The organism is Caulobacter sp. FV2ye17ST (assembly GCF_058680955.1).
The window spans coordinates 546,738-571,201 of record NZ_CM178727.1 but is presented as its reverse complement, the minus strand read 5'-3'; the positions used below and the strand labels follow the sequence as shown (position 1 = coordinate 571,201).

Sequence of the window (24,464 nt, the reverse complement as noted above, 5' to 3'; positions counted from 1 at the left end):
GGCGCTTCCACGAGAAACCGGTTACGCCCTATGGCGTCACCTTATGGTTAAGCAACCGTAACAAACGATTCCGTTCGCCCCACTGCGGCGCGCCGTCGCGGGAGAAGGCTCAGACTTTCGACGAAACCTGCCATGAGTCGCGCAGTTCTCGCTTGAGAACCTTGCCGATGTGGCTGCGCGGCAAAGCATCGACCAGATGCAGTTCCGCCACCCGCTGGGTCTTGCCCACCCGACTATTGACGAAGGTCTTGATCTCGTCGGCGTCGGCGATCGCGCCGGCCTTCAGGGCCACGAAGGCCACCGGCGTCTCACCCCAGGCGTCCGACGGCACGCCGACCACGGCGGCCTCGGCGACGGCCTCGTGCTTGACGATCTCGGCCTCCAGGTCGCTGGGATAGATGTTGAAGCCGCCGCTGATGATCATGTCCTTCTTGCGGTCCATCAGCGTCAGGAAGCCCTCCTCGTCGAACCGGCCCACGTCGCCGGTGCGGATGAAGCGCAGACCCTCGGGCGAGACCCAGGTCGCCTCAGCGGTCTTGCCCGGCTGGCCGTGATAGCCGTTCATCATACCGGCCGAGCGCCCGACGATCTCGCCGACCACGCCGGGTCCGACCTGCGCGCCGTCCTCGTCGATCAGCCGAATGTCATGGCCCGGCGCCGGCTGGCCCACCGTGTGGAGCTTGTCGGGGTGCTCGTGGCACATCAGGATGCAGGTGCCGCCACCCTCGGTCATGCCGAAATACTCGACCAGCCCGCCGGGCCAGCGCTTGAGCACATCGGCCTTGAGGTTCGCCGCGAACGGCGCGCTGGTGCAGAACTTTAGATGGGTGGTCGACAGATCGTAGCGGTCGAAGTCCGGCCGCTCCATCAGGCGGCGGTACTGCACCGGCACCAGCATGGTGTGGCTCATGCGGTGCGTCTGGGCCAGCTCCAGATACCGGCCGGCGTCGAACTTCTTCATCAGCACCACCGTGCCGCCGCCCGCCAGGGTGGGGAAGAAGCAGACCAGGGTGGTGTTGGAATAGAGCGGCGTCGACAGCAGGGTCACGGCCGTGGGGCCATAGCCGATGGCGTCGCCCCGGAACACGTGCTTCCAGCGCATGGCGTGCGACTGGACGATGCCCTTGGGCGTGCCGGTGGTGCCGCTGGAATAGATGATGTTGAACGGCGCCTCGGGGGCGATCTCGACCGGCGCCGGCTGAGCGCCTTCGGGGGCCAGCCAGGCGTCGAACGCCTCGCCCGCGCTTGAGCCGTCCAGCGCGATCTGACGCACCGGAACCGGCGCGGGCGTCTGGGCCTCGGCCACACCGGCGTCGAGGAAGAACAGCTTGGCCCCGCAGTCGGCGACCATGCCGGCGATCGACTCCGGCGTCGACGACGGCGCGATCGGCGCCACGGCCACCCCGGCCCGCAGGCCGCCCAGGAACACCGCCGTGTAGGGAATGGACGACAGCGCGCAGACCGCGACCGCCTCGCCGGGCTTGATCCCGTCGCGTTGCAGCGCCGCCGCCACCCGGTCGACCAGGGCGTCGAACTGGCCGTAGGTCACCGCCTCGCCGGTTTCCATGATGATGGCCGGATGGTCGGGGCTTTGCGCCGTCCGCAGCCGCAGGATGTCGCCCATCACGCCATAGTCGGCGGTCATCATGGCGGCGATGGTGGTCATGGGCTTCTTCCTGAAACGCAAAATACCTTGTCATCCCGGCCAAGCGCGAAGCGCGCCGAGCCGGGACCGCCGGAAGCTCTGAGCCTTCTGCGGTCCCGGCTCTCCGCTGCGCTGCGGCCGGGATGACAATTCGAAAGGATCAGGCGTCCTTGAAGCCCTTGCCCTCGGCCACGAGGCGCTCCAGCAGGGCCGACGGCTTGAAGTCCTCGCCCAGCGTGGCGTGGAATTCCTTCATCTTGGCCAGCACCTTGTCGAGGCCGACCAGTTCGCCCCAGAACATCGGGCCGCCCGTATAGACCGGCCAGCCATAGCCGTTGATCCACACCGTATCGATGTCCGAAGCCCGGATGGCCTTGCCCTCTTCGAGGATCTTCGCGCCCTCGTTGACCATCGGATACAGGCACCGCTCCAGGATCTCCTGGTCGGTGATGTCGCGGCGCTGGATCTGGCGCTTTTCGGCGAAGTCGCGGATCACTTCCTCGACGATGGCCGAGGGCTTGGCGACGCGGTTTTCGTCATAGTCGTAGAAGCCCTTGCCGTTCTTCTGACCGCGACGGTCCATCTCGCACAGTACTTCACGCACGGTGGACGAGCTGGTCTTGGCCGGGTCCCAGCCGATGTCGAGGCCGGCCAGATCGCTCATCGCAAACGGACCCATGGGCAGGCCGAAGTCGTAGAGCACGCGGTCGACGTCCCAGGGCATGGCGCCTTCCAGGATCAGCTTCTGGGCCTCGCGCTGGCGCTGGGCCAGCATGCGGTTGCCGACGAAGCCGTGGCAGTTGCCGACCAGCACGGCGACCTTGCCGATCTTCTTGCCGATCTGCATCGAGGTGGCGATCACCGACTTGTCGGTCTTGGCCCCGCGCACGATTTCCAGCAAGCGCATGACATTGGCCGGCGAGAAGAAGTGCAGGCCGATCACGCTTTCCGGCCGCGAGGTCGAGGCGGCGATCACGTCGATGTCGAGATAGGAGGTGTTCGAGGCCAGGATCGCGCCGGGCTTGGCGATCTTGTCCAGCTTGCCGAAGACTTCCTTCTTGATCTCCATCAGCTCGAACACGGCCTCGATGATCAGGTCGCAGTCGGCCAGGTCGTCCAGCGACATCGAGGGCGTCAGCAGCCCCATGCGCTTTTCGACGTCGTCCTGGGTCAGGCGGCCCTTCTTGGCGGTGTTCTCGTAGTTCTTGCGGATGGTGGCGACGCCGCGATCCAGGTTCTCCTGCTTCATCTCGATGATCGTCACCGGGATGCCGGCGTTGAGGAAGTTCATCGAGATGCCACCGCCCATGGTGCCGGCGCCGATCACGCCGACCTTCTTGACGGGGATGATGGCGGTGTCGTCCGGCACGTCGGGGATCTTGGCGGCCTGGCGTTCGGCGAAGAACACGTGGCGCTGGGCGGCCGACTGGCTGCCGGTCATCAGTTCCATGAACAGCTTGCGCTCGGCCTTCAGGCCTTCGTCGAAGGGCAGGTTCACCGCCGCCTCGATGCACTTGATGTTGTTCTCCGGGGCCATGAAGCCGCGGAATTTCTTGGCGTTGGCGGCCCGGAAGGCGGCGAAGATCTCGGGCTTGCCGCGCGCGGCCTCGACCTTGGCGTTGAGCTCGCGAACCTTGGCCAGCGGACGCTTCTCGGCCAGCACCTTTTGGGCGTAGGCGATGGCGCCGGCGCGGAGGGCGCCCTCTTCCACCAGCTCGTCGAACAGGCCCATCGCAAGCGCGGCCTTGGCCGGCACGTGCTGGCCGCTGGTGACCATCTCCAGCGCCTTCTCGACGCCGACGATGCGCGGCAGGCGCTGGGTGCCGCCTGCGCCGGGCAAGAGGCCGATGTTCACTTCGGGCAGGCCGCCCTTGGCCGAGGGCACGGCCACGCGATAGTGCGCCACCAGGGCCACTTCCAGGCCACCGCCCAGCACCGTGCCGTGGATCGCGGCGATCACCGGCTTGGGCGAGTTTTCGATGGTGTTCTGCACGTCCTGCAGGGACGGGCCGGTCATGGCCTTGCCGAACTCGGTGATGTCGGCGCCGGCGATGAAGGTCTTGCCTTCGCAGATCAGCACGATGGCCTTGACGGCCGAATCGGCGATGGCCGCGTCGAACGCGCCCGAGAGGCCCTCGCGCACGGCGGCCGACAGCGCGTTGACCGGCGGCGAGTTCAGCGTGACGACGCCGATGTCGCCTTCGACAGTTAGATCGGTGACGGCGTTGATCGCGGTCATGGCGGTTTCCACCCCTGCTCTTTTGAACGGTTGTTTGACGACAAAACCTGCACGGCCAGACGCGGATGTCCAGCCTGACGAAGCGGCGCCCGATTTGTGGGCAGCCGGCGTTGACGACGCCGGGAACATACTACAAATTCGAAACAGTGATTTCAGCCAAGATCGTCCGTGGGGGCGGATGACGCGGTGAACGCGGTCTGCCCTGCACTTTCAAGAGAACATCGGGCTGGGGGAGGGCGTACGCGTGGGAGCTGAGGCTTGGGACGCGACTTGCAAGCGTCCCGGAATTTCGAAGTCATGGATTTTGCGCGGACGCGGCGCGTTGTGGCCAATGCGTCGAACTTAGGTAAAGCGCACTTCGGCGCGGGAGCCCGGCTCCCGCGCCGCTTTCTTTCGCGCGGCGGCTAGGCCGCTGACTCCGTGAACGCCGAATAGACCAGCGTCCGCAGTTCGCGCCGGATCGGGTAGGCGGTCGACGGCATCAGCTGGGTCATGAACACCACCGCCAGATCTTCGACCGGATCGATCCAGAACGCCGTCGAGGCCATGCCGCCCCAGAAATATTCGCCGTGCGAGCCGATGTTCTTGGTCCGCGCCTGGTCGACCGTCATCGCGAAGCCCAGGCCAAAGCCCAGGCCTTCGAACACCGCCTCGCTGAACAGCGACTTGGACAGCTCGGTCAGCTCCTTGCCGCCCGGCAGGTGGTTGATGGTCATAAGCCGGATGGTCTTGGGGCTGAGCAGCCGCGCGCCGTCCAGCTCGCCGCCGTTCAGCAGCATGCGGCAGAAGCGCATGTAGTCGTCGGCCGTCGAGACTAGGCCGCCGCCGCCCGACTTGACCGACGGGTCGGTCAGGTAGCGGCTCTTTTCCGGATCGTCCTGCAGCACGATCTTGCCCGACGGGGTCAGGGCGTAGCAGGCCGTGAATCGGGCGCGCTGGCTTTCCGGGACGAAGAAGCTGGTGTCGACCATCTTCAGCGGATCGAAGATGCGGCTCTTGAGGAAGGCGTCGAAGGGCTGGCCGGAGATCTTCTCGACCAGATAGCCGAGCACGTCGGTGGCCACCGAATAGTTCCAGGCCTCGCCGGGGCTGAACTCCAGCGGCACGGTTCCCAGCCTGTCGACAAACTCCTGCAGGCCGCCTTCGCTGTCGATGCCGTCCAGCTTCAGCTTGCGATAGGCGGCGTCGACATTGGTGCGCTGCTGGAAGCCATAGGTCAGGCCGGCGGTGTGGCGCAGCAGGTCCAGCATGCGCATGGGCTCGGCCGCCCGCCTGGTCTGGAACGCGCCCTGCACGCCCGCCTGGAAGACGCCCAGGTCACGCCAGGCCGGAATGAAGCGATGGACAGGGTCGTCCAGCGAGACCTTGCCTTCCTCGACCAGCATCATGAAGGCGACGCTGGTGACCGGCTTGGTCATCGAATAGATGCGAAACAGGCTGTCGGCCTTCAGCGGCTTGCCGCGCTCGATATCGGCCGATCCCAGCACGGACGTATAGGCCAGCTGGCCGCGTCGCCAGACCTGGGTCAGGGCGCAGGGCAGCTTGCCGCTGGCGATGTATTTTTCCTGGATGAAGGTCTCGATGCGCTTCAGGCGCTCGGACGACAGCCCCACGGCTTCAGGCGTGCTCACGATTCTACATCTCCCCTGCGATCGCCTCCGCAGGGAAGGCGTTGTTTTTGTTGGCGACGAGGCCTTTTGGCGCAACGCTCGCTTTACTCGTCTCGTGCATGGTTATTGAAAACGAGGGAACGCCGATGGGCAAGGACCTGAGCGACAAGGCCGTCCCGAGCACGGAGGACGCCGCCGCCGACTGGTTCTTCCAGAACAGCCTCGACATGTTCGTGGTCCTGGAGCGCGGCGCCATATCGCGCGTCAATCCGGCCTGGACGTCCCTGACCGGCTGGTCGCCCGAGGAAAGCCTTGGCCGGCAGATCCGCGACTTCTTCCATCTGCACGACGCCGAGGTGTTCGAGGCCCTGAACCGCACGCTGCGCGTCGAGGGCCGCGCCGGATCCGAGCACCGGCTGGCGCGCAAGGGCGGCGGATGGCTGTGGGTGCGGTCGCAGTCCAGGCAGCTTTCGCCGGCCGTTCTGCTGGTGGTCATGCAGGACTTCAGCGCCGACCGCGCCAGCGCCATCGCCCGCCAGCAGGCCGAGCGCGCCGGCGAGATGCTGCGCTCCACGGCTGGCGTCTATGTCTGGAAGTTCAACCCCCGCAAAGGGGTCTATGTCTTCGAGCAGGACATCCCCACGCCCTCCTCGCCCCAGGGCGGCGCGCGCACCATGAGCGTCGCCGAGATGACCCAGTCGATCCACCCAGAGGACAGGGCCAGGGTCTGGGAGAATTTCTCGGCGACGCTGCAGACCGGCGACCATCGCGTCGTGGACTACCGCTATCTGGATCCGGAGAACCAGGCCTGGGTGATCATGCGCGCCGCCTGGCGCGGCGTGCGCGGCCCCAGCCCCGACGTCTGGGACGTGATCGGCATCAGCCAGGAAATCACCGAACTGGTCGCCGCCCGCGACGCCGCCCTCGACGCCGCCGAGGCCAAGAGCCAGTTCCTGGCCAATATGAGCCACGAGATCCGCACGCCGATGAACGGCGTGTTGGGGGTTCTGCATCTGCTCAAGCAGGAAACCCTGTCAGAAGATGGCCGTCAGCTGCTCAACGAGGCGCTGGGCTGCGGCGCCATGTTGTCGGAACTGCTCAACGACATCGTCGACTTTTCGAAGGTCGAGGCCGGCAAGCTGGAACTGGCCCCGGAGCCCACCGACCCCGCCGCCCTTCTGCGCGGCGTCGCCGATCTGTTGCGCGCCCAGACCCGCCAGCGCGGCCTCTATCTGCGCGTCGAGACGCCCGCCGATCTGGGCTGGGTGTCGGTCGATCCGGTGCGGCTGCGTCAGGCCCTGTTCAACCTGCTGGGCAACGCCGCCAAGTTCACGCTTGAAGGCGGTATCGACGTCCGCCTGACCACTCGCGCCTCAGACGCCGGCCTGCGCCTGCGCTTCGAATTCCAGGACACCGGCGTGGGCATCGCGCAGGAGGCCGGTCGCCACCTGTTCGAGCGCTTCAGCCAGGCCGACGGCTCCACCACGCGCCGGTTCGGCGGCGCCGGCCTGGGCCTGGCCATCACCCGGCGCCTGGCCCAACTGATGGGCGGCGACATCGGCTTCACCAGCACCCTGGGCCAGGGCTCGACCTTCTGGCTGGAGATCGAAGCCGCGCAGGCCGACGCCATCGCGTCCAGCGAGGAGGTCGAGCGCCCGCTGTTCGCCGGCCGGCGCTTCCTGCTGGTCGAGGACAACGCCACCAACCGGATGGTCGCCTCGCGCATGCTGGAGGCCTTGGGGGCCAGCGTTGAATGCGCCGAGGACGGCGCTCAGGGCGTCGAGGCGGCCGAGCGCGGCTTTGACCTGATCCTGATGGACATCCAGATGCCCGGCATGGACGGGATCGAGGCCACCCGGCGCATCCGGGCCCTGGGCGGCGCGATCGGCGCCACCCCGATCCTGGCCATGACCGCCAACGCCCTGGCCCATCAGCAGGCCAGCTACCTGGCCGCCGGGATGAACGGCGCGGTGGCCAAGCCTCTGTCGCCCGCCGCCCTGATCCAGACCCTGGCCGCCGCCCTGGATGACGTCGACGGCGCCCAGCCAATCGGCATTCTGCAACAAAGCTGAAAAACGCCGGGTCCGAAGGCCTGTTATTGTCTAGATAATCGAGGCGCGACCTTTGCGCCGCCCCTCGGCGCGCCTAAATTGGACCGAGTAGTCCAGCAACCGGCGTACTCGGTGCTTGGGGAGTCCTGCGTATGGATGATGGACGGATCGGTGGCGTGGCCACGGCGCGCTATGCGCGCAAGAAGGAAGCCATCCTGGCGGCCGCCACGGCGATCCTCAACCGTCAGGGCGTCCGCGGCATGACCCTGGCCGACGTCGCCGCCCGCGTGGGCCTGATCACCACCAGCGTCACCTACTACTATCGCAAGAAAGACGATCTGGCGGCCGCCTGCTTCATGCGCGGCCTGGAGCGGTTCGACGCCATGATCGCCCAGGCGGCGGCTCAGCCCGATCCGCCCTCGCGCCTCAAGACCTTCATCGATCTGTATCTCGACCTGAACCGTCGCGTGCGGCTGGGCGAGGCCACGCCCCTGACCAGCTTCACCGAGATCAAGGCCCTCAAAGAGCCGCTGCGCTCGTCGGTGTCCAACGCCTTCAACGACCTCTTCCGCCGCGTGCGGGGCTTCTTCGAGGGCGAGGGCTTCGAGCACCTGGAAAAGCGCGAACGCAACGCCCGCACCCACCTGTTGATGGAGCAGGTCTTCTGGTCGGGCACCTGGCTGCGGCGCTACGACCTGGATGACTACGACCGCGTCCGCGACAAGATCTACGACATCCTGATCGGCGGCCTGGCCGCGCCCGGCCGCGCCTGGACGCCCGCCGCCCTGCCCGACCCGACCCCGGTCTCGTCCGAGGGCCAGGAATGGCGCGAGACCTTCCTGGTCGCCGCCACCCGGCTGATCAATCAACGCGGCTATCGCGGGGCCTCGGTCGAGGACATCTCGGCGGCGCTGAACGTGACCAAGGGCTCATTCTATCACCACCACGAGGACAAGGACGCCCTGGTGGTGGAGTGCTTCCAGCGCACCTTCGCCGTGACCCGCAAGTCGCAAGTCGACGCCCGCGCCAGCAATGGCTCGTCCTGGGACCAGGTGGCCGCCGCCACCGCGACCCTGGTGGCCTATCAGCTGTCGGACCACGGCCCTCTTCTGCGCGCCTCGTCGATGGGGGCCCTGCCCACCGACATCCGCCACGATATGGCCGAAGGCTATGGCCGGGGCTCCGAACGGTTCGCGGCGATGATCTCGGACGGCATCGCCGACGGCTCGATCCGTCCCGTCGATCCGATGATCGCCGCCCACATGATCAATTCGATGCTCAACGCCGCCGCCGCCCTGGGCGCCTGGGTGCCCGGGGTCGAGCGTGACGAGGCCGCCGAGCTGTTCGCCCGTCCGCTGATGATGGGCGTCTTCACGCGTTAACCAACCAGAGGTTTGATTTCGCAGGATTTCAAACCATGGCGGGGCTGTTACTCTTGCGGCGATTGAATCGCTTCGAGTACCCCCATGACCATCATCGGATCTTCGCCGTACGTCACGGGCTACGCCAATGCCGGCCTGGCGACCAATACGACGACCACACCAACGAACACGGCGGACACCTCGGCCCAGGCCAAGGCGGCCAACAACGCCACGGCGGCCGTCACCGTCACCCTGTCAGCCGAGGCCCAGGCGGCCCTGAAGGCCCAGACCGACACCCGCACCACCGACGGCGTGGTCGCCGAGGCTCGCTCCGCCCTCGACAGCCTGTTGAAGGCCGCCAGGGCGACGAGCGCCCTGAAGGACGGCAAGGCGACCATCGACCTGACCGGGCTGGATCGCCGCGAGCTCTACGCCGTCGCCAGCAACCGCGGCGGCAAGTTCCCGATCGAGGAGCAGGTCGTCACTTCGCTGGAGCTGAAATCCCGCCGCGACGCCGTCCTGGCCGGCCCCGCCGCCAGCGCCCGGATCACCGGCGACTATGCCGGTCTCTACAAGGCCGCCCTGGACCATCTCGAGACAGCCTCTCCTGAAGAAAAGGCGACGGGCCAGTGGGCCAAGGACAAGGCCGCCCTGACCGAGGGCCGCAAGCAGGCCATGGACCGCCCCGGCATCGCCCCCGCCGGCATCGAGGGCGACCCGATCGCCGCCTATCTGAAGGACGCCGGCGGCGTGGTCGCCAGTCCCCGCACACGCGACTTCGGCAAGGTGGCCAGCGACGTGCGGGCGGTGCTGGACCGACAATACGCCACAGCGACCGGAGAGGGCATGGCGACCGATCCGGAGTCAGGCGAGATCGATTTCGCCCGGTTCGACGCCCGCTCGCTGGCCGCGATCTCGCTCAATCGCGACGGGCTGTTCTCGGAGCATGAGATCCGCGAGGCGGCGACCGAGATCCGCACGCGCGACGGCCAGGCGGTGCGCGACAGCTACACGTCCACCGGCGCCTCCGACGACCCGTCGGCGTTCGGCAAGGCGATGATCGCGCGCTATGTCGGCATGACCGGCGAGGAGCGCCAGGCCGCCGGCTGGACGCCGCAGCTGTACGACCAGATGGTCAAACTGCAGGACATGCGCAGCCAGCTGGCCTCGCTCTTCAGCGGCGCAAACGGCCCCAACGGCGGATCCAGCCTGCTCGACTACATCTGAGGACGTCGGACGCCATCGCCAAACGAAAGAAGCGCGCCCCGCGAAGGGCGCGCTTCCGTCTTGGTCTCTCCAGCGAGATCTAGAACTTCTTGCGCAGACCGATCTTGTAGGTCCGGCCCAGCGGATCCCCGGTGAAGGGGTCGTAGCCGAGGTCGAGACGGGCGTAGGACGGATCCTTGTCGAACAGGTTGGTGATCGCCGCGGTGACCGTGGTGTCCCAGGGCAGGAAGACGCGATAGGCCAGATCGGTCAGGATCTGGGCGTCGATCGTCTTGCCGTTGGTGATCTGCACGCCCGCGCCGGTGGTGTCCTTGTAGGCGTTGGCCGCGAAGGGCGCCGTGCGCTGGTCGGTGTAGGAGTCGATATAGTGGACCGTCAGGCGCACATTGTGCGGCCCCATGCTCCACTCGCCATGGATGTCGCCCTTCCACTGCGGGATCGGCACGACCGTGGTCTGGTAGTTCAACAGGCCGACGGCGTCGAAGGCCTTCTCGACCACCACGCCCTCGACGCTGGTGGCGCCGACCTTGTACTCGGAGATGTAAGTGGCGTTGCCGCCGACCGCGAGCTCACCGCCCAGGACGTTGTCGAACCGGTAGTCGAGCGCGAAGTCGAAGCCCGAGTTCTTCACCGCCGCGCCGTTGATGTAGTTGGTCTTCAGGCGGGCGATGGTGGTGGGCGGACCGCAGGCGCCGTTGAAGGTGAACCGCGCGGCCAGGGCCGGATAGAGGGCGCAGTTGTTGGCCCCCGTGGCGCCGTTCGGATAGAGGGCGTTGACGATGCCCGCCACCGGCTCGGTCACGATCGGGTTTTTGAAGTCGAACTGGAAGTAGTCGATGCTGGCCTTCAGGTTGCCGGCGCTGAACAGCAGGCCGGCGTTGTAGGTGTTGGCCTTTTCTGGATCCAGGTTCGGATTGCCGAAGATGTCGACCGCCCGGAACGTGCCCAGGATGCTTTGCAGCGAGGTCACCGAGGTGGTGGTGGTGATCGGGTCCGGCGGCCCGCGGAAGGTGGAGCCGGCCGAGCCGCGCACGGCCAGCCAGGGCAGGGCCTGCCAGCGCGCCGAGATCTTGGGATTGAAGGTGTCGCCCACCGCGCCGCCGTAGTCCTCGAAGCGGGCGGCCAGTTGCACCTGGAAGGTGTCGGTCATCGGCACCGACAGTTCGCCGAACGCGGCCATCACGTCCGACTGGTTGTCGGCTTCGTTGCCCACGCCCAGGAACATGAAGGGGCCGTTGCGCTGCGAGCCCGTGCAGGTCGTGACGCCGAAGTCGGGCGTGTTGACGCACGGATTGATCGCCGCGTTGCTGATGTCGTTGTAGTCGGCCTTGAAGTAGCTGCGGCGATACTGGACGCCCGCCGCCCAGGCCACGTCGCCGCCGGCCAGGCTGATGCCGGTCTTGCCGTTCAGGACCGCCTCACCGACGAACAGTCGCGAGGACTGCTTGGTCGACAGCTTCTGGAAGAACCACTTGGCGAGGTCCTTGTTGACGGCCAGGGAGGCGTTGTAGGCCGGATTGGCCGCGCCCGTGATGGCGTTGCTGGGGATCGCGCTGGCGAAGGGGTTGAAATACATGCAACCGCCGACCCCGGCCGTGCCCTGGATGCCGGGCAGGCTTGGATTGCTGTCGCAGGTCGGGCCGCCCAGGCCTTGCAGCGCAAGAGCGTAGCGGTTGACCAGGGTGTCGTAACCCGTGCGGATGCCGACTTCCTGGGAATAGGTCAGCGCCATTTCCCAGCCGATGCCGTTGTCGAACTCGCCCTTCAGGTCGCCCGAGACGCGGAAGGCGTCGAAGCTACGTGAGCCGATCGAGGGGCCGTAGTCGAAGGCCGGGTTGCCGCCGATGCCGAAGGGGCGGTTGGCGGCGTTGATGGCGCCGAAGGCGAAAATCGATCCCGGCGCCGTGAACTGGGTCCCGTTGACCAGATTGGTCAGCTGAACGGTCGGGTTGGACGCGATGAAGGCCTGCAGGCCCGGATTGCTGGCCGGAACAATATAGCGCCCGGCGATGGGCGAGGCTTCGGCCGTGGGAACCGCCAGGGCGGCATAAGACGGCGAGGTGTTCCAGTCAGGCACGTCGGTGTGGGCGTACAGCACCTCGACATGGAACTTGGTCTTGTCGGAAAGGTCGGCATTGACCTCGCCATAGATCTGGATCGCGTCCGACTTCTCGACCAGATTGTCGAACGGCGTGTAGTGCCAGTAGCAGACCGGGGTCAGGCCGCTGAAGCCCGGGAAGCCGCTCAGACCCGCGCAGGCCGGGTCGCGCATGCCGCTGGTGGTGCTGGCCAGGGGGATGAAGGTCGACGGGCTGCCCGCCGCCGACCAGCCGGCTTCCGGATTGTTCAGATAGGGCGTGTTGGCCCAGCTGCGCTCGGCCACGCTGAGCTTTGAGCGATGCTGCCAGCCGGCGCTGACCAGCAGGTTGCCGTTGTCCCAGATCTTGCCGAAGGTGGCGTTGAGGCTGTGGTCGCCGTCCGAGCCATCGATCACCCGATAGTCGGCGCCCACTTCCAGGCCGTTGAAATTCTTCTTGGTGATGAAGTTGACGACGCCGGCGATGGCGTCCGAGCCATAGGTCGCCGCCGCGCCGTCCTTCAGCACCTCCAGCCGGCCGATGGCGGCGGCGGGGATGATGTTGGTGTCGACGATGCCGGCGCCGGCGGCGCCGAACGGATTGATCGCCAGGCGACGGCCGTTCAGCAGCACCAGGGTGCGCTGCGAGCCAAGCCCGCGAAGATTGACCGAGCCGGAGCCTTCGGACCCCTGGGCGCGGCTGTCGAACTGGTTGGTGTCGCCCAGAACCCCGCTGGAAACCGACAGGGCCTTGAGCAGCTCGACGGTGGAGGGAGAGCCCCGCTTCTGCAGTTCCTCGGCGCCGATCACATCGACCGGCAGGGCGGCGTCTTCGGGGGTGCCCCGGATGAACGACCCGGTGACGACGACTTCCTCGACCTCGGTGGGCGCGGTGTCAGGCCGGGTCTGGGCGTGGGCCGCCCCGGCGGTTAGGGCGATGGCCAACGCCAGTGACGAGCCGCCCCGCAGGAACACGGTTCTTTTCATTATGCTTCCCTCCCTCGTTTGCTTTTTTGATGCTTATTTTTGGGGGCCCGGGGTCGACCTCAGTCGTCGGGACGCGTCGCACAGCAGGCCGAGCGCCAGGCCTCGCCATAGCGGGCGAAATCTGGCGTTGCAGCATTTTCGAAGTCTGATGATGCGCCGCACATAACCGACACTCTTGGGATCTCCCTGAGCCGGATACTGGAAAACTCACGCATAACCGCCGCGCGCGAACTCCGCGAGGCGAGGCTCGAACCTGGATTCGAACACCTGTTTCGATGATGCGGTATGTTTTGACGGTACGTCAACCGTCGTGGGATTGGGGGCGCCGCAAAGCGGGTTCCGACGCCGCTGCTGACACCTTGTGGCGTCAGGGTCTGGCATGAGACCTGGCCAAGGCGCCCGTTCACCGATCAATGATCAACAGAGGGGTTTTCCGGCGGGCCGGACACGCCTAATTGGAAGGGACAAGGGTCGATGCGGCGAACCGCCGACGGGCCGCGGATCAGGTTGGACTTCATGAGTTTCGTCGCGACGGACGCCGCTGGGCGCCATCGTCCTACAGGCTCGAACGCGCGCGCCATCGCCGCTGTCGGTCTCGCCGCCCTGACCCTTTCGGCCTGCGTCTCAGCGCCCCGGTCGGCCGACACGCGCCTGCCCGCCGCTTTCGAGGCCCCCGCGGGCGTCGCCCTGCCCGACCAGACCCTGGATCGCTGGTGGACGGTCTTCAACGACCCGGCCCTGACCCAGCTGGTGGACACCGCCCTGGAGCAGAGCCAGGACGCCCGCCTGGCCGCCGCGCGGCTGGACGAGGCCCGCGCCGTGCGCCGGGGCCAGGTGCGGCAGCTCTATATCCCCTCCACGCCGCTGACCGGCGCGGCCAGCCGCACCAGCACCGACATCATCGACCAGAGCGGTCCGGGCGGCTTCACTCAGGGCGGCGACAGCGAAAACTACAGCGCCAGCTTCGATGTCAGCTGGGAGCTGGACCTGATCGGTCGCCGCCGCGCGGCCCGGGGCGTGGTCGACAACGATCTGGCCGCCGCCCGCTTCGGCTATGAAGGCGCCCGCGCCGCCCTGGCCGCCAATGTCGCCCAGTCCTATTTCCAGGCCCGCGTCCTGGCCGTGCAGCTGGAGGACGCGCGCGAGAGCGCCCGTATCGCCCGATCGCTGTCCGATGTCGCCGGAACGCGCGCCACGCGCGGGCTGTCGCCGAGTTCCGACGCCGACCGCGCGGCCGCCGATCTGGCCCAGTCCGAAGCCCAGGTCGCCAGCCTGGAAGCCGAGCTCCAGGTCGCCCGCCGCAGTCTGCTGATCCTGGTCGGACGCGGGATCGATCCGCTGGCCAGCCTGCCGGTCCCCGCCGCCCTGGCCGATGCGCCGCCAGCGCCCGCCGCCATCCCCGGAACCCTGCTGGCCCGCCGCCCCGACGTGCGCGAGGCCCAGGCGCGGCTGGCCTCGGCCTCGGCCAATCTGAAGGTCAATGAGCTGGCGCTGTTCCCGACCTTCACCCTGGCTCCGGGCGTCGGCCTGACCAAGGCGGTCTCGCCCAGCTTCCTGACGCCGGGCGCCACGTCCTCGACCAGCAGTTCGGCCTGGTCGATCGGCCTGAACCTGTCGGTCCCGGTGCTGAACATCCCCAAGCTGCTGACCGATATCGACGCCCAGGACGCGCGCGCCGAACAGGCCGCCATCACCTACGAAAAGTCGGTGCAGACCGCATTTGGCGAGGCCGAAGGCGCCCTGCTACAGCTGTCGGCCGACCAGCGCCGGGTCGCCCTGCTGGAAGCCGGCGAGCGTCGCGCGGCCACGGCCTATGACGCCAGCCGCCGCGGCTACGCCGCGGGCCTGACCGACCTGACCTCGGCCCTGCAGACCGAACAGTCCTGGCGCGCCGCCCGCACCGCCCTCAGCGGCGCGCGGGGCCAGGCCCTGCAGCGCGCCGTCCAGACCTACAAGGCGCTTGGCGGCGGCTGGTCGCCCCAAGCTGTTCCCGAAAAAGCCTCTTCGCGATGAGATCCGCCCTGATGAACCGCACCCTGATCGCCGCCCTGCTCCTGACGACAGCCCTGGGTGTCACCGCCTGTGGCGGCAAGAAGGACGAGCCCGCCGCCGCCAAGGCCTCGAGCCAGGCGGCCCGCGCCGTCACCGTTGGCCGCGTCGAAAGCCGGCCGCTGGGCGCCGGGTTCGAAGCCTCGGGCCAGCTGGTCCCGCGCGAGGAAGCCGCCGTCGGCTCGGAGCTGGCCGGCTATCGCGTCGCCAAGGTCTATGTCGAGGAAGGGGCCTATGTCCGCGCCGGCCAGCCGCTGGTCCAGTTGGACGACACCCTGCTGCGCGCGCAGATCGCCCAGCAGGCGGCGCTGACCGCACAGGCCCAGGCCGAGGCGGCGCGCGTCGCCGGCCTGGACGGTCAGGGCGTCCTCAGCCAGGAACAGATCGAAAGCCGCCGCTACGCCGCCAAGGCCCAGGAAGCGGCCCTGGCCGAACTGCGCACGCGTTCGGGCCGCATGACCATCACCGCCCCGGTCGGCGGACGGGTCCTGGAACGCACCGTGCGCCCCGGTGAGATTTCCGGCGGCGCGACCACGCCCTGGTTCCGCATCGCTCGCGACGGCCTGGTCGAGCTGGACGCCGAGGTCGGCGACGCCCAGCTCTCGTCCCTCGCGGTCGGTCAGTCGGCCCAGGTCATGCTGCCCGACGGCCGCTCGGTGTCCGGCGTCGTGCGCCTGATCAGTCCGCGGATCGACGCGGCGACGCGCCTGGGCAAGGTGCGCCTGCGCCTGCCCACCGATGAGGGCCTGCGCCCGGGCGGCTTTGGCCGCGCCATCTTCGCCGCCTCGGGCCGCAAGGTGAAGGCCGCGCCCGAAACCGCGATCCGCTATGACGCCGAGGGTTCGTCCCTGGTGACCGTCGACGCCTCCAACCGGGCGCGTCAGACCCCGGTCCGCACCGGTCAGCGCGGCGGCGGCTGGGTGGAGCTGCTCGACGGCCCGCCGGTCGGCTCGCGCGTGCTGTTGGGCGGCTCGGCCTTCACGCTCGACGGCGATCTGGTCAAGCCGACCGACGCCAATGGCAAGGCCGCGCGCTGATGGCCGGCGTTCGCATATCCGCCTGGTCGATCAAGAACCCGATCCCGGTCGCGGTTCTGTTCATCGCCCTGATCCTGGCGGGCATCGCCAGCTACATGATGCTGCCCATCAAGCAGTATCCCAACGTCTCGTTCCCGCTGGTGGCGGTGACCATCACCCAGAGCGGCGCGGCCGCCGGCGAGATGGAAACCCAGATCACCCGCCAGGTGGAAGACGCCCTGGCCGGGATTCCCAACGTCAAGAGCATCCGCTCTTCGGTCGTTCAGGGCGTCTCGACCACCTCGATCGAGTTCGAGATCGGCGAGGACCTGCAGAAGGCCACCGACGAGGTGCGCTCCAAGATCGACCAGTCGCGCGCCCTGCTGCCGCGCGAGATCGACGAGCCGATCGTCCAGCGCGTCGACCTGGATTCGCTGCCGATCGTCACCTACGCGGTGTCATCGCCCACCATGACGATCAGCGAGCTGTCCTGGTTCGTCGATGACACGATCAGCCGCCGCCTGCAGGGCGAAAAGGGTGTCGCCCAGGTCGGACGGGTCGGCGGCGTGGATCGCGAGATCAACATCGTCATCGACCCCGACCGCATGGCCGCCGCCGGCCTGACCGCGCCGCAGCTGAACGCCGCCCTGGCCAGTTTCAGCCTCGACGCCCCCGGCGGGCGGCTGGCGATCGGCGCGCGCGAACAGACCGTCCGCGTGCTGGCCGCCGCCCGCACCGTCGAGCAGCTGCGGGCCATCACCATTCCGACCAGCGGCGGGCGTTTCGTGCGCCTGACCGATGTGGCCGAGGTCGGCGACGGCGCCGGCGAGGCCCGCTCCTTCGCGCGTCTGGACGGCCGCCCGGTGGTCGCCTTCCAGGTCAGCAAGACCAAGGACGCCAGCGACGTGCGCGTCGAGGACGGCATCAAGATCGCCATCGACAAGCTGGTGGAGGCTCACCCCGACGTCACCTTCACCAAGATCTATTCCATCGTCGACGACACCCGCGCCAGCTTCGAGGCCACCCGGGCCACCCTGCTGGAAGGCATGCTGCTGGCGGCCGTGGTGGTGTTCCTGTTCCTGCGCGAATGGCGGGCCACCCTGATCACCGCCATCGCCATGCCGATGTCGCTGATCCCGACCTTCATCTTCATGGCGATCATGGGCTTCTCGCTCAATGTCGTGACCCTGCTGGGCCTGACCCTGGTGATCGGCATCCTGGTGGATGACGCCATCGTCGAGATCGAGAATATCGAGAAACGCGTCGCCGCCGGCGAGCGGCCCTATGCCGCCGCCATGGTCGGCGCCGACGCCATCGGCCTGGCGGTCGTGGCCACCACCTTCACCATCGTGGCGGTGTTCGCGCCCGTGGCCTTCATGCCCGGCATCCCCGGCCAGTTCTTCCGCGAGTTTGGCCTGACCGTCGCGGTGGCGGTGCTGTTCTCGCTGGTGGTCGCGCGTCTGCTGACGCCGCTGCTGGCCGCCTATTTCCTGAAGCCGGCCACCCATCCTCACCCGCGCAAGCCGTTCAAGGGGATGTATCGCAATGTGCTGGAATGGGCGCTCGATCACCGGATCGTCGCCTGCATCATCGGCGGCGTGATCTTCGCCTTCTCGATCTTCATGGCCAGCGGCCTGCCCGCCGGCTTCCAGCCGCCGGCCAACAACAACTACTACTACCTCAAGGTCCAGGGCCCGCCGGGCGCCACGGCGGCCGACATGGACCGCGCCGTCCAGTCGATCACCAAGCTGTTCAAGGCCCGCCCCGAAACCTCGCACGTCTTCGCCCAGATCGGTTCGGTGATCGCCGCCAGCGGTCCCGGCGGGGGATCGGGCGGCAGCGACCTGCGCGACGGCACGGTGACCATCGTGCTGCATGACGAGCGCGAACTGCGGGTGCCCGAGATCAAGGCCCTGATGCGCGACAAGCTGATGGATCTGCCCGATGTGCGGGTCAATCTGCTCAGCGACGACGGCTCGGCCGAGGTCTCCACCATTCTGACCAGTGAGGACGGCACGGCTCTGGAGCGCGCCGCCCTGACGCTGGAACGCCAGATGCGCGGCCTGAAGACCGTCGCCGACCCGCGCCCCGCCTCCCCGCCCAGCGGCCCGGAGATCGTCATCCGCCCGCGCGCCGACGAGGCGGCCCGCCTGGGCGTCTCGGCCGCCGACATCGCCGCCGTCGCCCGCGTGGCCACGGTGGGCGACATCGACGCCAATGTCGCCAAGCTGACCGACGGCGAGCGCCGCCTGCCGATCCGGGTGCGCCTGCCCGACAACATTCGCGGCGACCTGGCCCAGATCAAGGCCCTGCAACTGCCGACCGCGTCCGGGGGCTATACGCGCCTGGACGCCGTGGCCGATGTCGAGTTCCAGGCGGGTCCGGCCAAGATCGAGCGTTATGGCCGCAAGCGCCAGCTGACCACCGAGGCGGACCTGCAGCCCGGCGTCGTGCTGGGCTCGGCCACCGCCGAGGTCGACAGCCTGCCGATCATGAAGAACCTGCCCGCCGGGGTCGAAAAGGCCACGGGCGGCACCGAGGAGGCGATGGGCGAGCTGTTCGGCGGTTTCGCCATCGCCCTGCTGTCGGCCATCTTCCTGGTGTTCGGCGTCATGGCCCTGCTGTTCGGCAGCTTCTTCAAGCCGATCACCATCATGTCGGCCCTGCCGCTGGCCATCGGCGGCGCCTTCGCGGGCCTGCTGGTCTGCGGCATGAGCATGTCGATCCCTTCGCTGATCGGCCTGCTGATGCTGATGGGCCTGGCCGCCAAGAACTCGATCCTGCTGGTCGACTACGCCATCGAGGAGGAACGGGCCGGCAAGTCCCAGCGCGACGCCATCCTGGAAGCCTGCCGCGAACGGGCCCGCCCCATCGTCATGACCACCCTGGCCATGATGGCCGGCATGCTGCCCACCGCCCTGGGCATCGGCAAGGGCTCGGAGTTCCGCCAGCCCATGGCCGTGGCGGTGATCGGCGGCCTGATCACCTCGACCGTGCTGTCGCTGGTGCTGGTGCCGGTGGTCTATGAGATCATCGACGACTTCGAAAACTGGCTAAAGCCCAAGCTGGCCCGCTGGACCACACCGCGCGAAGCGCCGGTCACGGCGACGCCGGACGGGGCGCCGGCCGACCGGCTTTAGGACTCCAGCGCCTTGGGCCGATAGGTCAGGCGACAGACGGTCCAGCCGTCCTGGCGGGTCAGATCGAAGACGCCGCCAAGCTGACCGGCCATTGAGCGGACGATCCGCAGGCCAAGACTGGCGGATTTGCGGGGATCAAAGCCGGGCGGCGGCCCGGCGCCATTGTCCCGCACGATCAGCACGTGCTCGTCCCCGCTCTGGTCGAGGCTGACCAGCACCTGGCCCGCGCCGCCCTTGAAGCCGTGTTCGATGGCGTTGTTGAAGCTTTCCAGCAGCACCAGAGTCACCGGCGTGGCCTGGTCGGGATGCAGCGGCGCCTCGCCGCCGTCCAGCGACACCTCGGCGGGACTGCCGGCCGCCGCGTTGGCGTCGGCCAGAAGGCTTCGCGCGAAGTCGCGGAAGGGAGACGGATCGCCGACCTGGTTGTGCAGTTCGCGCTGGATCCGGGCGATCGTCTCGATGCGGCCGCCGGCCTCCGTCAGGGCGCGCTGGGCCTCGCCGTCGCTGACGCCGCCGGCCTGCAGACGCAGCAGCGCGCCCACGACCTGGATGTTGTTGCTCACCCGGTGATGCAGTTCGCGATAGAGCAGATCACGGTTCTCGGCCAGCCGCTCATAGCGTTCGCGCTCGGCCGCCAGCTGGCGCATCGCGCCGCGCATGCCGTCGATGAAGAAGATGTCGACCGCCACGACGAAGACATAGAAGAACAGCGCCATCCCGGTGGCGACGTTGATGTGGAAGCCATTATAGGCCGGTACGAAGAAGTAGCCCGCGCCCACCATCGACAGGACAGCGCAGAGGATCGCCGGCCTGGCCCCGGCGAGATAGGCCGTGATGACCACGGCGGGAAAGAAGGTCACATAGGGAAAGCCTGGCGGAAACCAGCCGTCGAGCAGCAGGCGCAGGCAAAAGGCCGCCAGCGCCGCGACCGCCGCGATCCCGTAGCCGAATAACGGCGCGGTGCGGATGCTCCGCCAGCCCATCATCAAGTCCCCCACCAGATGTTGACGTGACGCGGCTACTGGCAAACGTCAAGCCGGTTGCCGACATAGCCGTTTGGCGTCACGCGATCCAGTGCCCCCAAAGCAAAAGGCCCCGGCGTTTCCGCCGGGGCCTTCGCAGTCTTTAGCCGTGGCTGGAAAGTCGAGACTACTCGACGATCTTCGCAACCACGCCGGCGCCGACCGTACGGCCGCCTTCGCGAATGGCGAAGCGCAGGCCCTGGTCCATGGCGATCGGGGTGATCAGCTCGACGTCCAGCTCGGCGTTGTCGCCCGGCATGATCATTTCCACGCCTTCGCGCAGCTTGATGATCCCGGTGACGTCCGTCGTGCGGAAGTAGAACTGCGGGCGATAGTTGGTGAAGAACGGGGTGTGACGGCCGCCTTCTTCCTTGTTCAGGATGTAGGCTTCAGCCACGAACTTGGTGTGCGGGGTGATCGAACCCGGCTTGCACAGCACTTGGCCGCGCTCGACGTCTTCGCGCTTGGTGCCGCGCAGCAGAACGCCGACGTTGTCGCCAGCCTGGCCCTGGTCCAGCAGCTTGCGGAACATTTCGACGCCCGTGCAGGTCGTCTTCTGAACCGGACGGATGCCGACGATTTCGACTTCTTCGCCGACCTTGACGATACCCTTTTCGATACGGCCCGTGACCACGGTGCCGCGGCCCGAGATCGAGAACACGTCTTCGACCGGCATCAGGAACGGCAGGTCCAGCGGACGCGCCGGCTGCGGGATGTAGTCGTCAACCGTCTGCATCAGCGCCAGGATCGACTCTTCGCCGATCTTGGGGTTGCCACCGTCGATGGCGACCTTGGCCGAGCCCTTGGTGATCGGAATGTCGTCGCCCGGGAAGTCATACGACGAAAGCAGCTCGCGCACTTCCATCTCGACCAGCTCGAGCAGCTCTTCGTCGTCGACCAGGTCGACCTTGTTCATGTAGACGACCAGGGCGGGCACGCCGACCTGACGGGCCAGCAGGATGTGCTCGCGGGTCTGGGGCATCGGGCCGTCGGCGGCCGAAACCACCAGGATCGCGCCGTCCATCTGCGCAGCGCCGGTGATCATGTTCTTCACATAGTCGGCGTGGCCGGGGCAGTCGACGTGGGCGTAGTGACGGTTGGCCGTCTCATATTCCACGTGCGCGGTGTTGATCGTGATGCCGCGGGCCTTTTCTTCCGGCGCGGCGTCGATGTCGGCGTAGTTCATCGCCTTGCCGCCGCCGACCTTGGCCAGCGTGATGGTGATCGCGGCCGTCAGCGTCGTCTTGCCATGGTCAACGTGACCGATGGTGCCGATGTTGCAGTGCGGCTTAGTGCGTTCGAACTTTTCCTTGGCCATTTTTCTCTACCTTAGGACCCCAGAGGGGCCTCAAATTAATGGGAATATCTGGGGTTTGATTAGGCGTACTTCTTGATCACTTCGTCGGCGACGTGTTGCGGCACCGGCTCGTAGTGGTCGTATTGCATGGTGAACTGGGCGCGGCCTTGCGACATGCCCCGCAGGGTGTTCACGTAGCCGAACATGTTGGCCAGCGGCACGAAGGCGTTCACCACCGTGGCGTTGCCGCGCATGTCTTGCCCCTGGATCATACCGCGACGGCTGTTCAGGTCGCCGATGACCGAACCCAGATACTCTTCCGGGGTCACGACTTCGACGGCCATGATCGGCTCGAGCAGCTTGGGAGCGCCCTTTTCGCGCAGCTCCTTGAAGGCGGCGCGCGACGCGATTTCGAACGCCAGCACGCTGGAGTCGACGTCGTGGTACTTGCCGTCCGTCAGGGTGGCCTTGAAGTCGATCAGCGGGAAGCCGGCCAGCAGGCCGTTGTCCTTGACCGAGTTCAGACCCTTTTCGACGCCCGGGATGTATTCCTTGGGCACCGCGCCGCCGACGATCGAGTTTTCGAACACGAAGCCCGAACCCGGCTCGCCCGGTTCAAAGGTGATCATGACGCGGGCGAACTGGCCCGTACCGCCGGTCTGCTTCTTGTGGGTGTAGTCGATGTCGACCGCCTTACCCAGGCTTTCGCGATAGGCAACCTGCGGCGCGCCGATGTTGGCTTCGACCTTGTAGGTCCGCTTCAGGATGTCGATCTTGATGTCCAGGTGCAGCTCGCCCATGCCCTTCAGGATCGTCTGGCCGCTTTCGAAGTCGGTCGAGACGGTGAAGGACGGATCTTCGGCGGCCAGCTTCTGCAGGGCGACGCCCAGCTTTTCCTGGTCGGCCTTCGACTTGGGCTCGACGGCGATTTCGATGACGGGCGCCGGGAAGATCATGCGCTCCAGGATCACCGGCGACTTCAGCGGATCGCACAGGGTGTCACCGGTGCGGGTTTCCTTGAGGCCGGCCAGGGCGACGATGTCGCCGGCAAAGGCTTCCTTGATGTCTTCGCGGTTGTTGGAGTGCATGAGCAGCATGCGGCCAACGCGTTCGCGCTTGTCGCGCGAGGCGTTCAGCAGGCCCATGCCGGTTTCCAGCTTGCCCGAATAGATGCGGCAGAAGGTCAGCGAACCAACGAAGGGGTCGTCCATGATCTTGAACGCCAGAACCGACAGCGGCTCCTCGTCCGAGGCCTTGCGAACGATTTCTTCTTCGGTCTTGAAGTCGATGCCCTTGGTCGGCGGGATGTCCAGCGGCGACGGCAGGTAGTCGACGACGGCGTCCAGGAGCGTCTGCACGCCCTTGTTCTTGAAGGCCGAGCCGCAGAGGATCGGATAGAAGGCGCCGGTCAGCACGGCCTTGCGGATGCACTTCTTCAGCACGGCTTCCGAGGGCTCTTCGCCGCTCAGATAGGCTTCCATCGCCTCGTCGTCCATTTCGACGGCGGCTTCGACCAAGTAGGCGTGGGCCTCAACGGCCTTGTCCAGCAGGTCGGCGGGGATTTCTTCGTCGCGGAAGTTGGCGCCCAGGGCGTCGTTGTCCCAGACAACGGCCTTCATGCGGACCAGGTCGACCAGGCCGCTGAGGGTGTTTTCCGAACCGATCGGGAACTGGATCGGCACGGCCTTGGCGCCCAGGCGGTCGCGGATCGACTCGACCGACTTGTCGAAGTCGGCGCCGATCTTGTCCATCTTGTTGACGAACACGATGCGCGGAACGTTGTACTTGTCGGCCTGGCGCCAGACGGTTTCGGTCTGGGGCTCAACACCGGCGTTGCCGTCCAGAACGGCGACGGCGCCATCGAGCACGCGGAGCGAACGCTCGACTTCAATCGTGAAGTCGACGTGGCCGGGGGTGTCGATGATGTTGAGGCGCTTTTCTTTCCAGAAAGCGGTCGTCGCGGCCGACGTGATCGTGATGCCGCGCTCCTGCTCCTGGTCCATCCAGTCCATGGTCGCTGCGCCATCGTGGACTTCGCCGATCTTGTGCGACTTACCCGTGTAATACAGGATCCGCTCGGTCGTCGTCGTCTTCCCGGCGTCGATGTGCGCCATGATGCCGAAGTTACGGTAGTCTTCGATTTTATGCTGGCGGGCCATGATGGAGCTCTGCGTAGCGCTGCCTTGCGGCAGGGACATTAAACGTGCGGCGCGGGCGGTTTATCGCAAACCGCCCGCGCCTGAAAGAGTGCTGGTAAGAAAGGTTACCAGCGGTAGTGCGAGAACGCCCGGTTGGCTTCAGCCATCTTGTGGGTGTCTTCGCGCTTCTTCACCGCGGTGCCGCGGTTGTTGGAAGCGTCGAGCAGTTCACCGGCCAGCTTCTCGGTCATGGTGTTCTCGCCGCGCTTGCGCGCAGCGGTCACCAGCCAGCGGATGGCCAGGGCGCGACGACGATCCGGACGCACTTCCACGGGCACCTGATAGGTGGCGCCGCCGACGCGACGCGACCGGACTTCGATCGCCGGGGCGACGTTATCCAGGGCGGAGTGGAAGGTCTCAAGCGGACCTTGGTCCTTGCGCTTGTTTTCCAGGATGTCGAAAGCACCATAGATGATGTTTTCGGCGACGGCTTTTTTGCCCTCGTACATCACGTAGTTCATGAACTTCGTAACGATCAGATCTCCAAACTTGGGATCCGGCAGGACTTGGCGTTTCTCGGCGCGACGGCGGCGGGACATTCTTCT

General features: G+C 67.0%; 14 protein-coding genes. 6 read left to right on the top strand and 8 right to left on the bottom strand.

The genetic code is table 11. From position 1 onward, the window contains the following. Positions 1–109 precede the first annotated feature (109 nt). From ACW17V_RS02795 to ACW17V_RS02785, 3 genes are all read right to left on the bottom strand, one after another. The gene (locus tag ACW17V_RS02795) at positions 110–1,666 is read right to left on the bottom strand and encodes a class I adenylate-forming enzyme family protein (protein WP_492107369.1); all 1,557 of its coding nucleotides are present in this window, start codon (positions 1,664–1,666) and stop codon (positions 110–112) included. A 139-nt stretch (positions 1,667–1,805) separates the two neighbouring features. After that, positions 1,806–3,896: a 3-hydroxyacyl-CoA dehydrogenase NAD-binding domain-containing protein gene (locus tag ACW17V_RS02790; protein WP_492107368.1), complete on the bottom strand. Its 2,091-nt coding sequence runs from the start codon at positions 3,894–3,896 to the stop codon at positions 1,806–1,808. Positions 3,897–4,288: 392 nt separating this feature from the next. After that, complete coding sequence (locus ACW17V_RS02785) at positions 4,289–5,515, bottom strand: serine hydrolase domain-containing protein (RefSeq protein WP_492107367.1); 1,227 nt, start codon at positions 5,513–5,515, stop codon at positions 4,289–4,291. 125 nt (positions 5,516–5,640) lie between these two features. On the opposite strand from ACW17V_RS02785, the gene ACW17V_RS02780 reads away from it, so the two are divergent. The 3 genes from ACW17V_RS02780 to ACW17V_RS02770 all read left to right on the top strand — a co-directional run bounded on the left by ACW17V_RS02780 (position 5,641) and on the right by ACW17V_RS02770 (position 10,133). Continuing rightward, complete coding sequence (locus tag ACW17V_RS02780; RefSeq protein WP_492107366.1) at positions 5,641–7,566, top strand: ATP-binding protein; 1,926 nt, start codon at positions 5,641–5,643, stop codon at positions 7,564–7,566. Positions 7,567–7,697: 131 nt separating this feature from the next. Next, positions 7,698–8,927: a TetR/AcrR family transcriptional regulator gene (locus ACW17V_RS02775; protein WP_492107365.1), complete on the top strand. Its 1,230-nt coding sequence runs from the start codon at positions 7,698–7,700 to the stop codon at positions 8,925–8,927. Positions 8,928–9,011: 84 nt separating this feature from the next. Continuing rightward, positions 9,012–10,133, top strand: coding sequence for a hypothetical protein (locus ACW17V_RS02770; protein ID WP_492107364.1), 1,122 nt, complete (start codon positions 9,012–9,014; stop codon positions 10,131–10,133). A 79-nt stretch (positions 10,134–10,212) separates the two neighbouring features. Here the strand turns inward: ACW17V_RS02770 and ACW17V_RS02765 are convergent, their stop codons facing one another. Then, positions 10,213–13,197, bottom strand: coding sequence for a TonB-dependent receptor (locus tag ACW17V_RS02765; RefSeq protein ID WP_492107363.1), 2,985 nt, complete (start codon positions 13,195–13,197; stop codon positions 10,213–10,215). A 516-nt stretch (positions 13,198–13,713) separates the two neighbouring features. Between ACW17V_RS02765 and ACW17V_RS02760 the strand changes: the two genes are divergently transcribed. Genes ACW17V_RS02760 through ACW17V_RS02750 form a run of 3 tightly spaced genes read left to right on the top strand, consistent with a single transcriptional unit; the run spans position 13,714 to position 19,402 of the window. Then, a complete protein-coding gene (locus ACW17V_RS02760; RefSeq protein WP_492107362.1) occupies positions 13,714–15,210 on the top strand; it encodes an efflux transporter outer membrane subunit in 1,497 nt (498 codons plus the stop codon). A gap of 11 nt (positions 15,211–15,221) precedes the next feature. Further along, on the top strand, positions 15,222–16,283 hold the full coding sequence (locus tag ACW17V_RS02755; RefSeq protein ID WP_492107361.1) for an efflux RND transporter periplasmic adaptor subunit: 1,062 nt from the start codon (positions 15,222–15,224) through the stop codon (positions 16,281–16,283). After that, positions 16,283–19,402, top strand: a complete 3,120-nt coding sequence (locus ACW17V_RS02750; protein ID WP_492107360.1) for an efflux RND transporter permease subunit — start codon at positions 16,283–16,285, stop codon at positions 19,400–19,402. The genes ACW17V_RS02755 and ACW17V_RS02750 overlap by 1 nt, the downstream gene beginning before the upstream one ends. Here the strand turns inward: ACW17V_RS02750 and ACW17V_RS02745 are convergent. The 4 genes from ACW17V_RS02745 to rpsG form a co-directional block, all read right to left on the bottom strand. Continuing rightward, positions 19,399–20,388, bottom strand: coding sequence for a sensor histidine kinase (locus ACW17V_RS02745; RefSeq protein WP_492107359.1), 990 nt, complete (start codon positions 20,386–20,388; stop codon positions 19,399–19,401). The two genes, ACW17V_RS02750 and ACW17V_RS02745, sit on opposite strands and share 4 nt — an antisense overlap. Before the next feature lie 163 nt (positions 20,389–20,551). Beyond that, a complete protein-coding gene (tuf, locus tag ACW17V_RS02740; protein WP_492052331.1) occupies positions 20,552–21,742 on the bottom strand; it encodes an elongation factor Tu in 1,191 nt (396 codons plus the stop codon). Positions 21,743–21,801: 59 nt separating this feature from the next. Beyond that, entirely contained in the window at positions 21,802–23,880 is a 2,079-nt protein-coding gene (gene fusA, locus ACW17V_RS02735; RefSeq protein WP_492107358.1) for an elongation factor G, read from the bottom strand. Positions 23,881–23,984: 104 nt separating this feature from the next. Then, entirely contained in the window at positions 23,985–24,458 is a 474-nt protein-coding gene (gene rpsG, locus ACW17V_RS02730; protein WP_007661568.1) for a 30S ribosomal protein S7, read from the bottom strand. Positions 24,459–24,464 lie beyond the last annotated feature (6 nt).

Excerpts from the sequence above, each read along its gene's own strand:
- ACW17V_RS02795 (WP_492107369.1), bottom strand. The coding sequence starts at position 1,666 with ATGACCACCATCGCCGCCATGATGACCGCCGACTATGGCGTGATGGGC.
- ACW17V_RS02780 (WP_492107366.1), top strand. The coding sequence starts at position 5,641 with ATGGGCAAGGACCTGAGCGACAAGGCCGTCCCGAGCACGGAGGACGCC.
- tuf (WP_492052331.1), bottom strand. The coding sequence starts at position 21,742 with ATGGCCAAGGAAAAGTTCGAACGCACTAAGCCGCACTGCAACATCGGC.
- ACW17V_RS02770 (WP_492107364.1), top strand. The coding sequence starts at position 9,012 with ATGACCATCATCGGATCTTCGCCGTACGTCACGGGCTACGCCAATGCC.
- ACW17V_RS02760 (WP_492107362.1), top strand. The coding sequence starts at position 13,714 with ATGAGTTTCGTCGCGACGGACGCCGCTGGGCGCCATCGTCCTACAGGC.
- ACW17V_RS02775 (WP_492107365.1), top strand. The coding sequence starts at position 7,698 with ATGGATGATGGACGGATCGGTGGCGTGGCCACGGCGCGCTATGCGCGC.
- ACW17V_RS02765 (WP_492107363.1), bottom strand. The coding sequence starts at position 13,197 with ATGAAAAGAACCGTGTTCCTGCGGGGCGGCTCGTCACTGGCGTTGGCC.
- ACW17V_RS02745 (WP_492107359.1), bottom strand. The coding sequence starts at position 20,388 with ATGATGGGCTGGCGGAGCATCCGCACCGCGCCGTTATTCGGCTACGGG.
- fusA (WP_492107358.1), bottom strand. The coding sequence starts at position 23,880 with ATGGCCCGCCAGCATAAAATCGAAGACTACCGTAACTTCGGCATCATG.
- rpsG (WP_007661568.1), bottom strand. The coding sequence starts at position 24,458 with ATGTCCCGCCGCCGTCGCGCCGAGAAACGCCAAGTCCTGCCGGATCCC.
- ACW17V_RS02755 (WP_492107361.1), top strand. The coding sequence starts at position 15,222 with ATGAACCGCACCCTGATCGCCGCCCTGCTCCTGACGACAGCCCTGGGT.
- ACW17V_RS02750 (WP_492107360.1), top strand. The coding sequence starts at position 16,283 with ATGGCCGGCGTTCGCATATCCGCCTGGTCGATCAAGAACCCGATCCCG.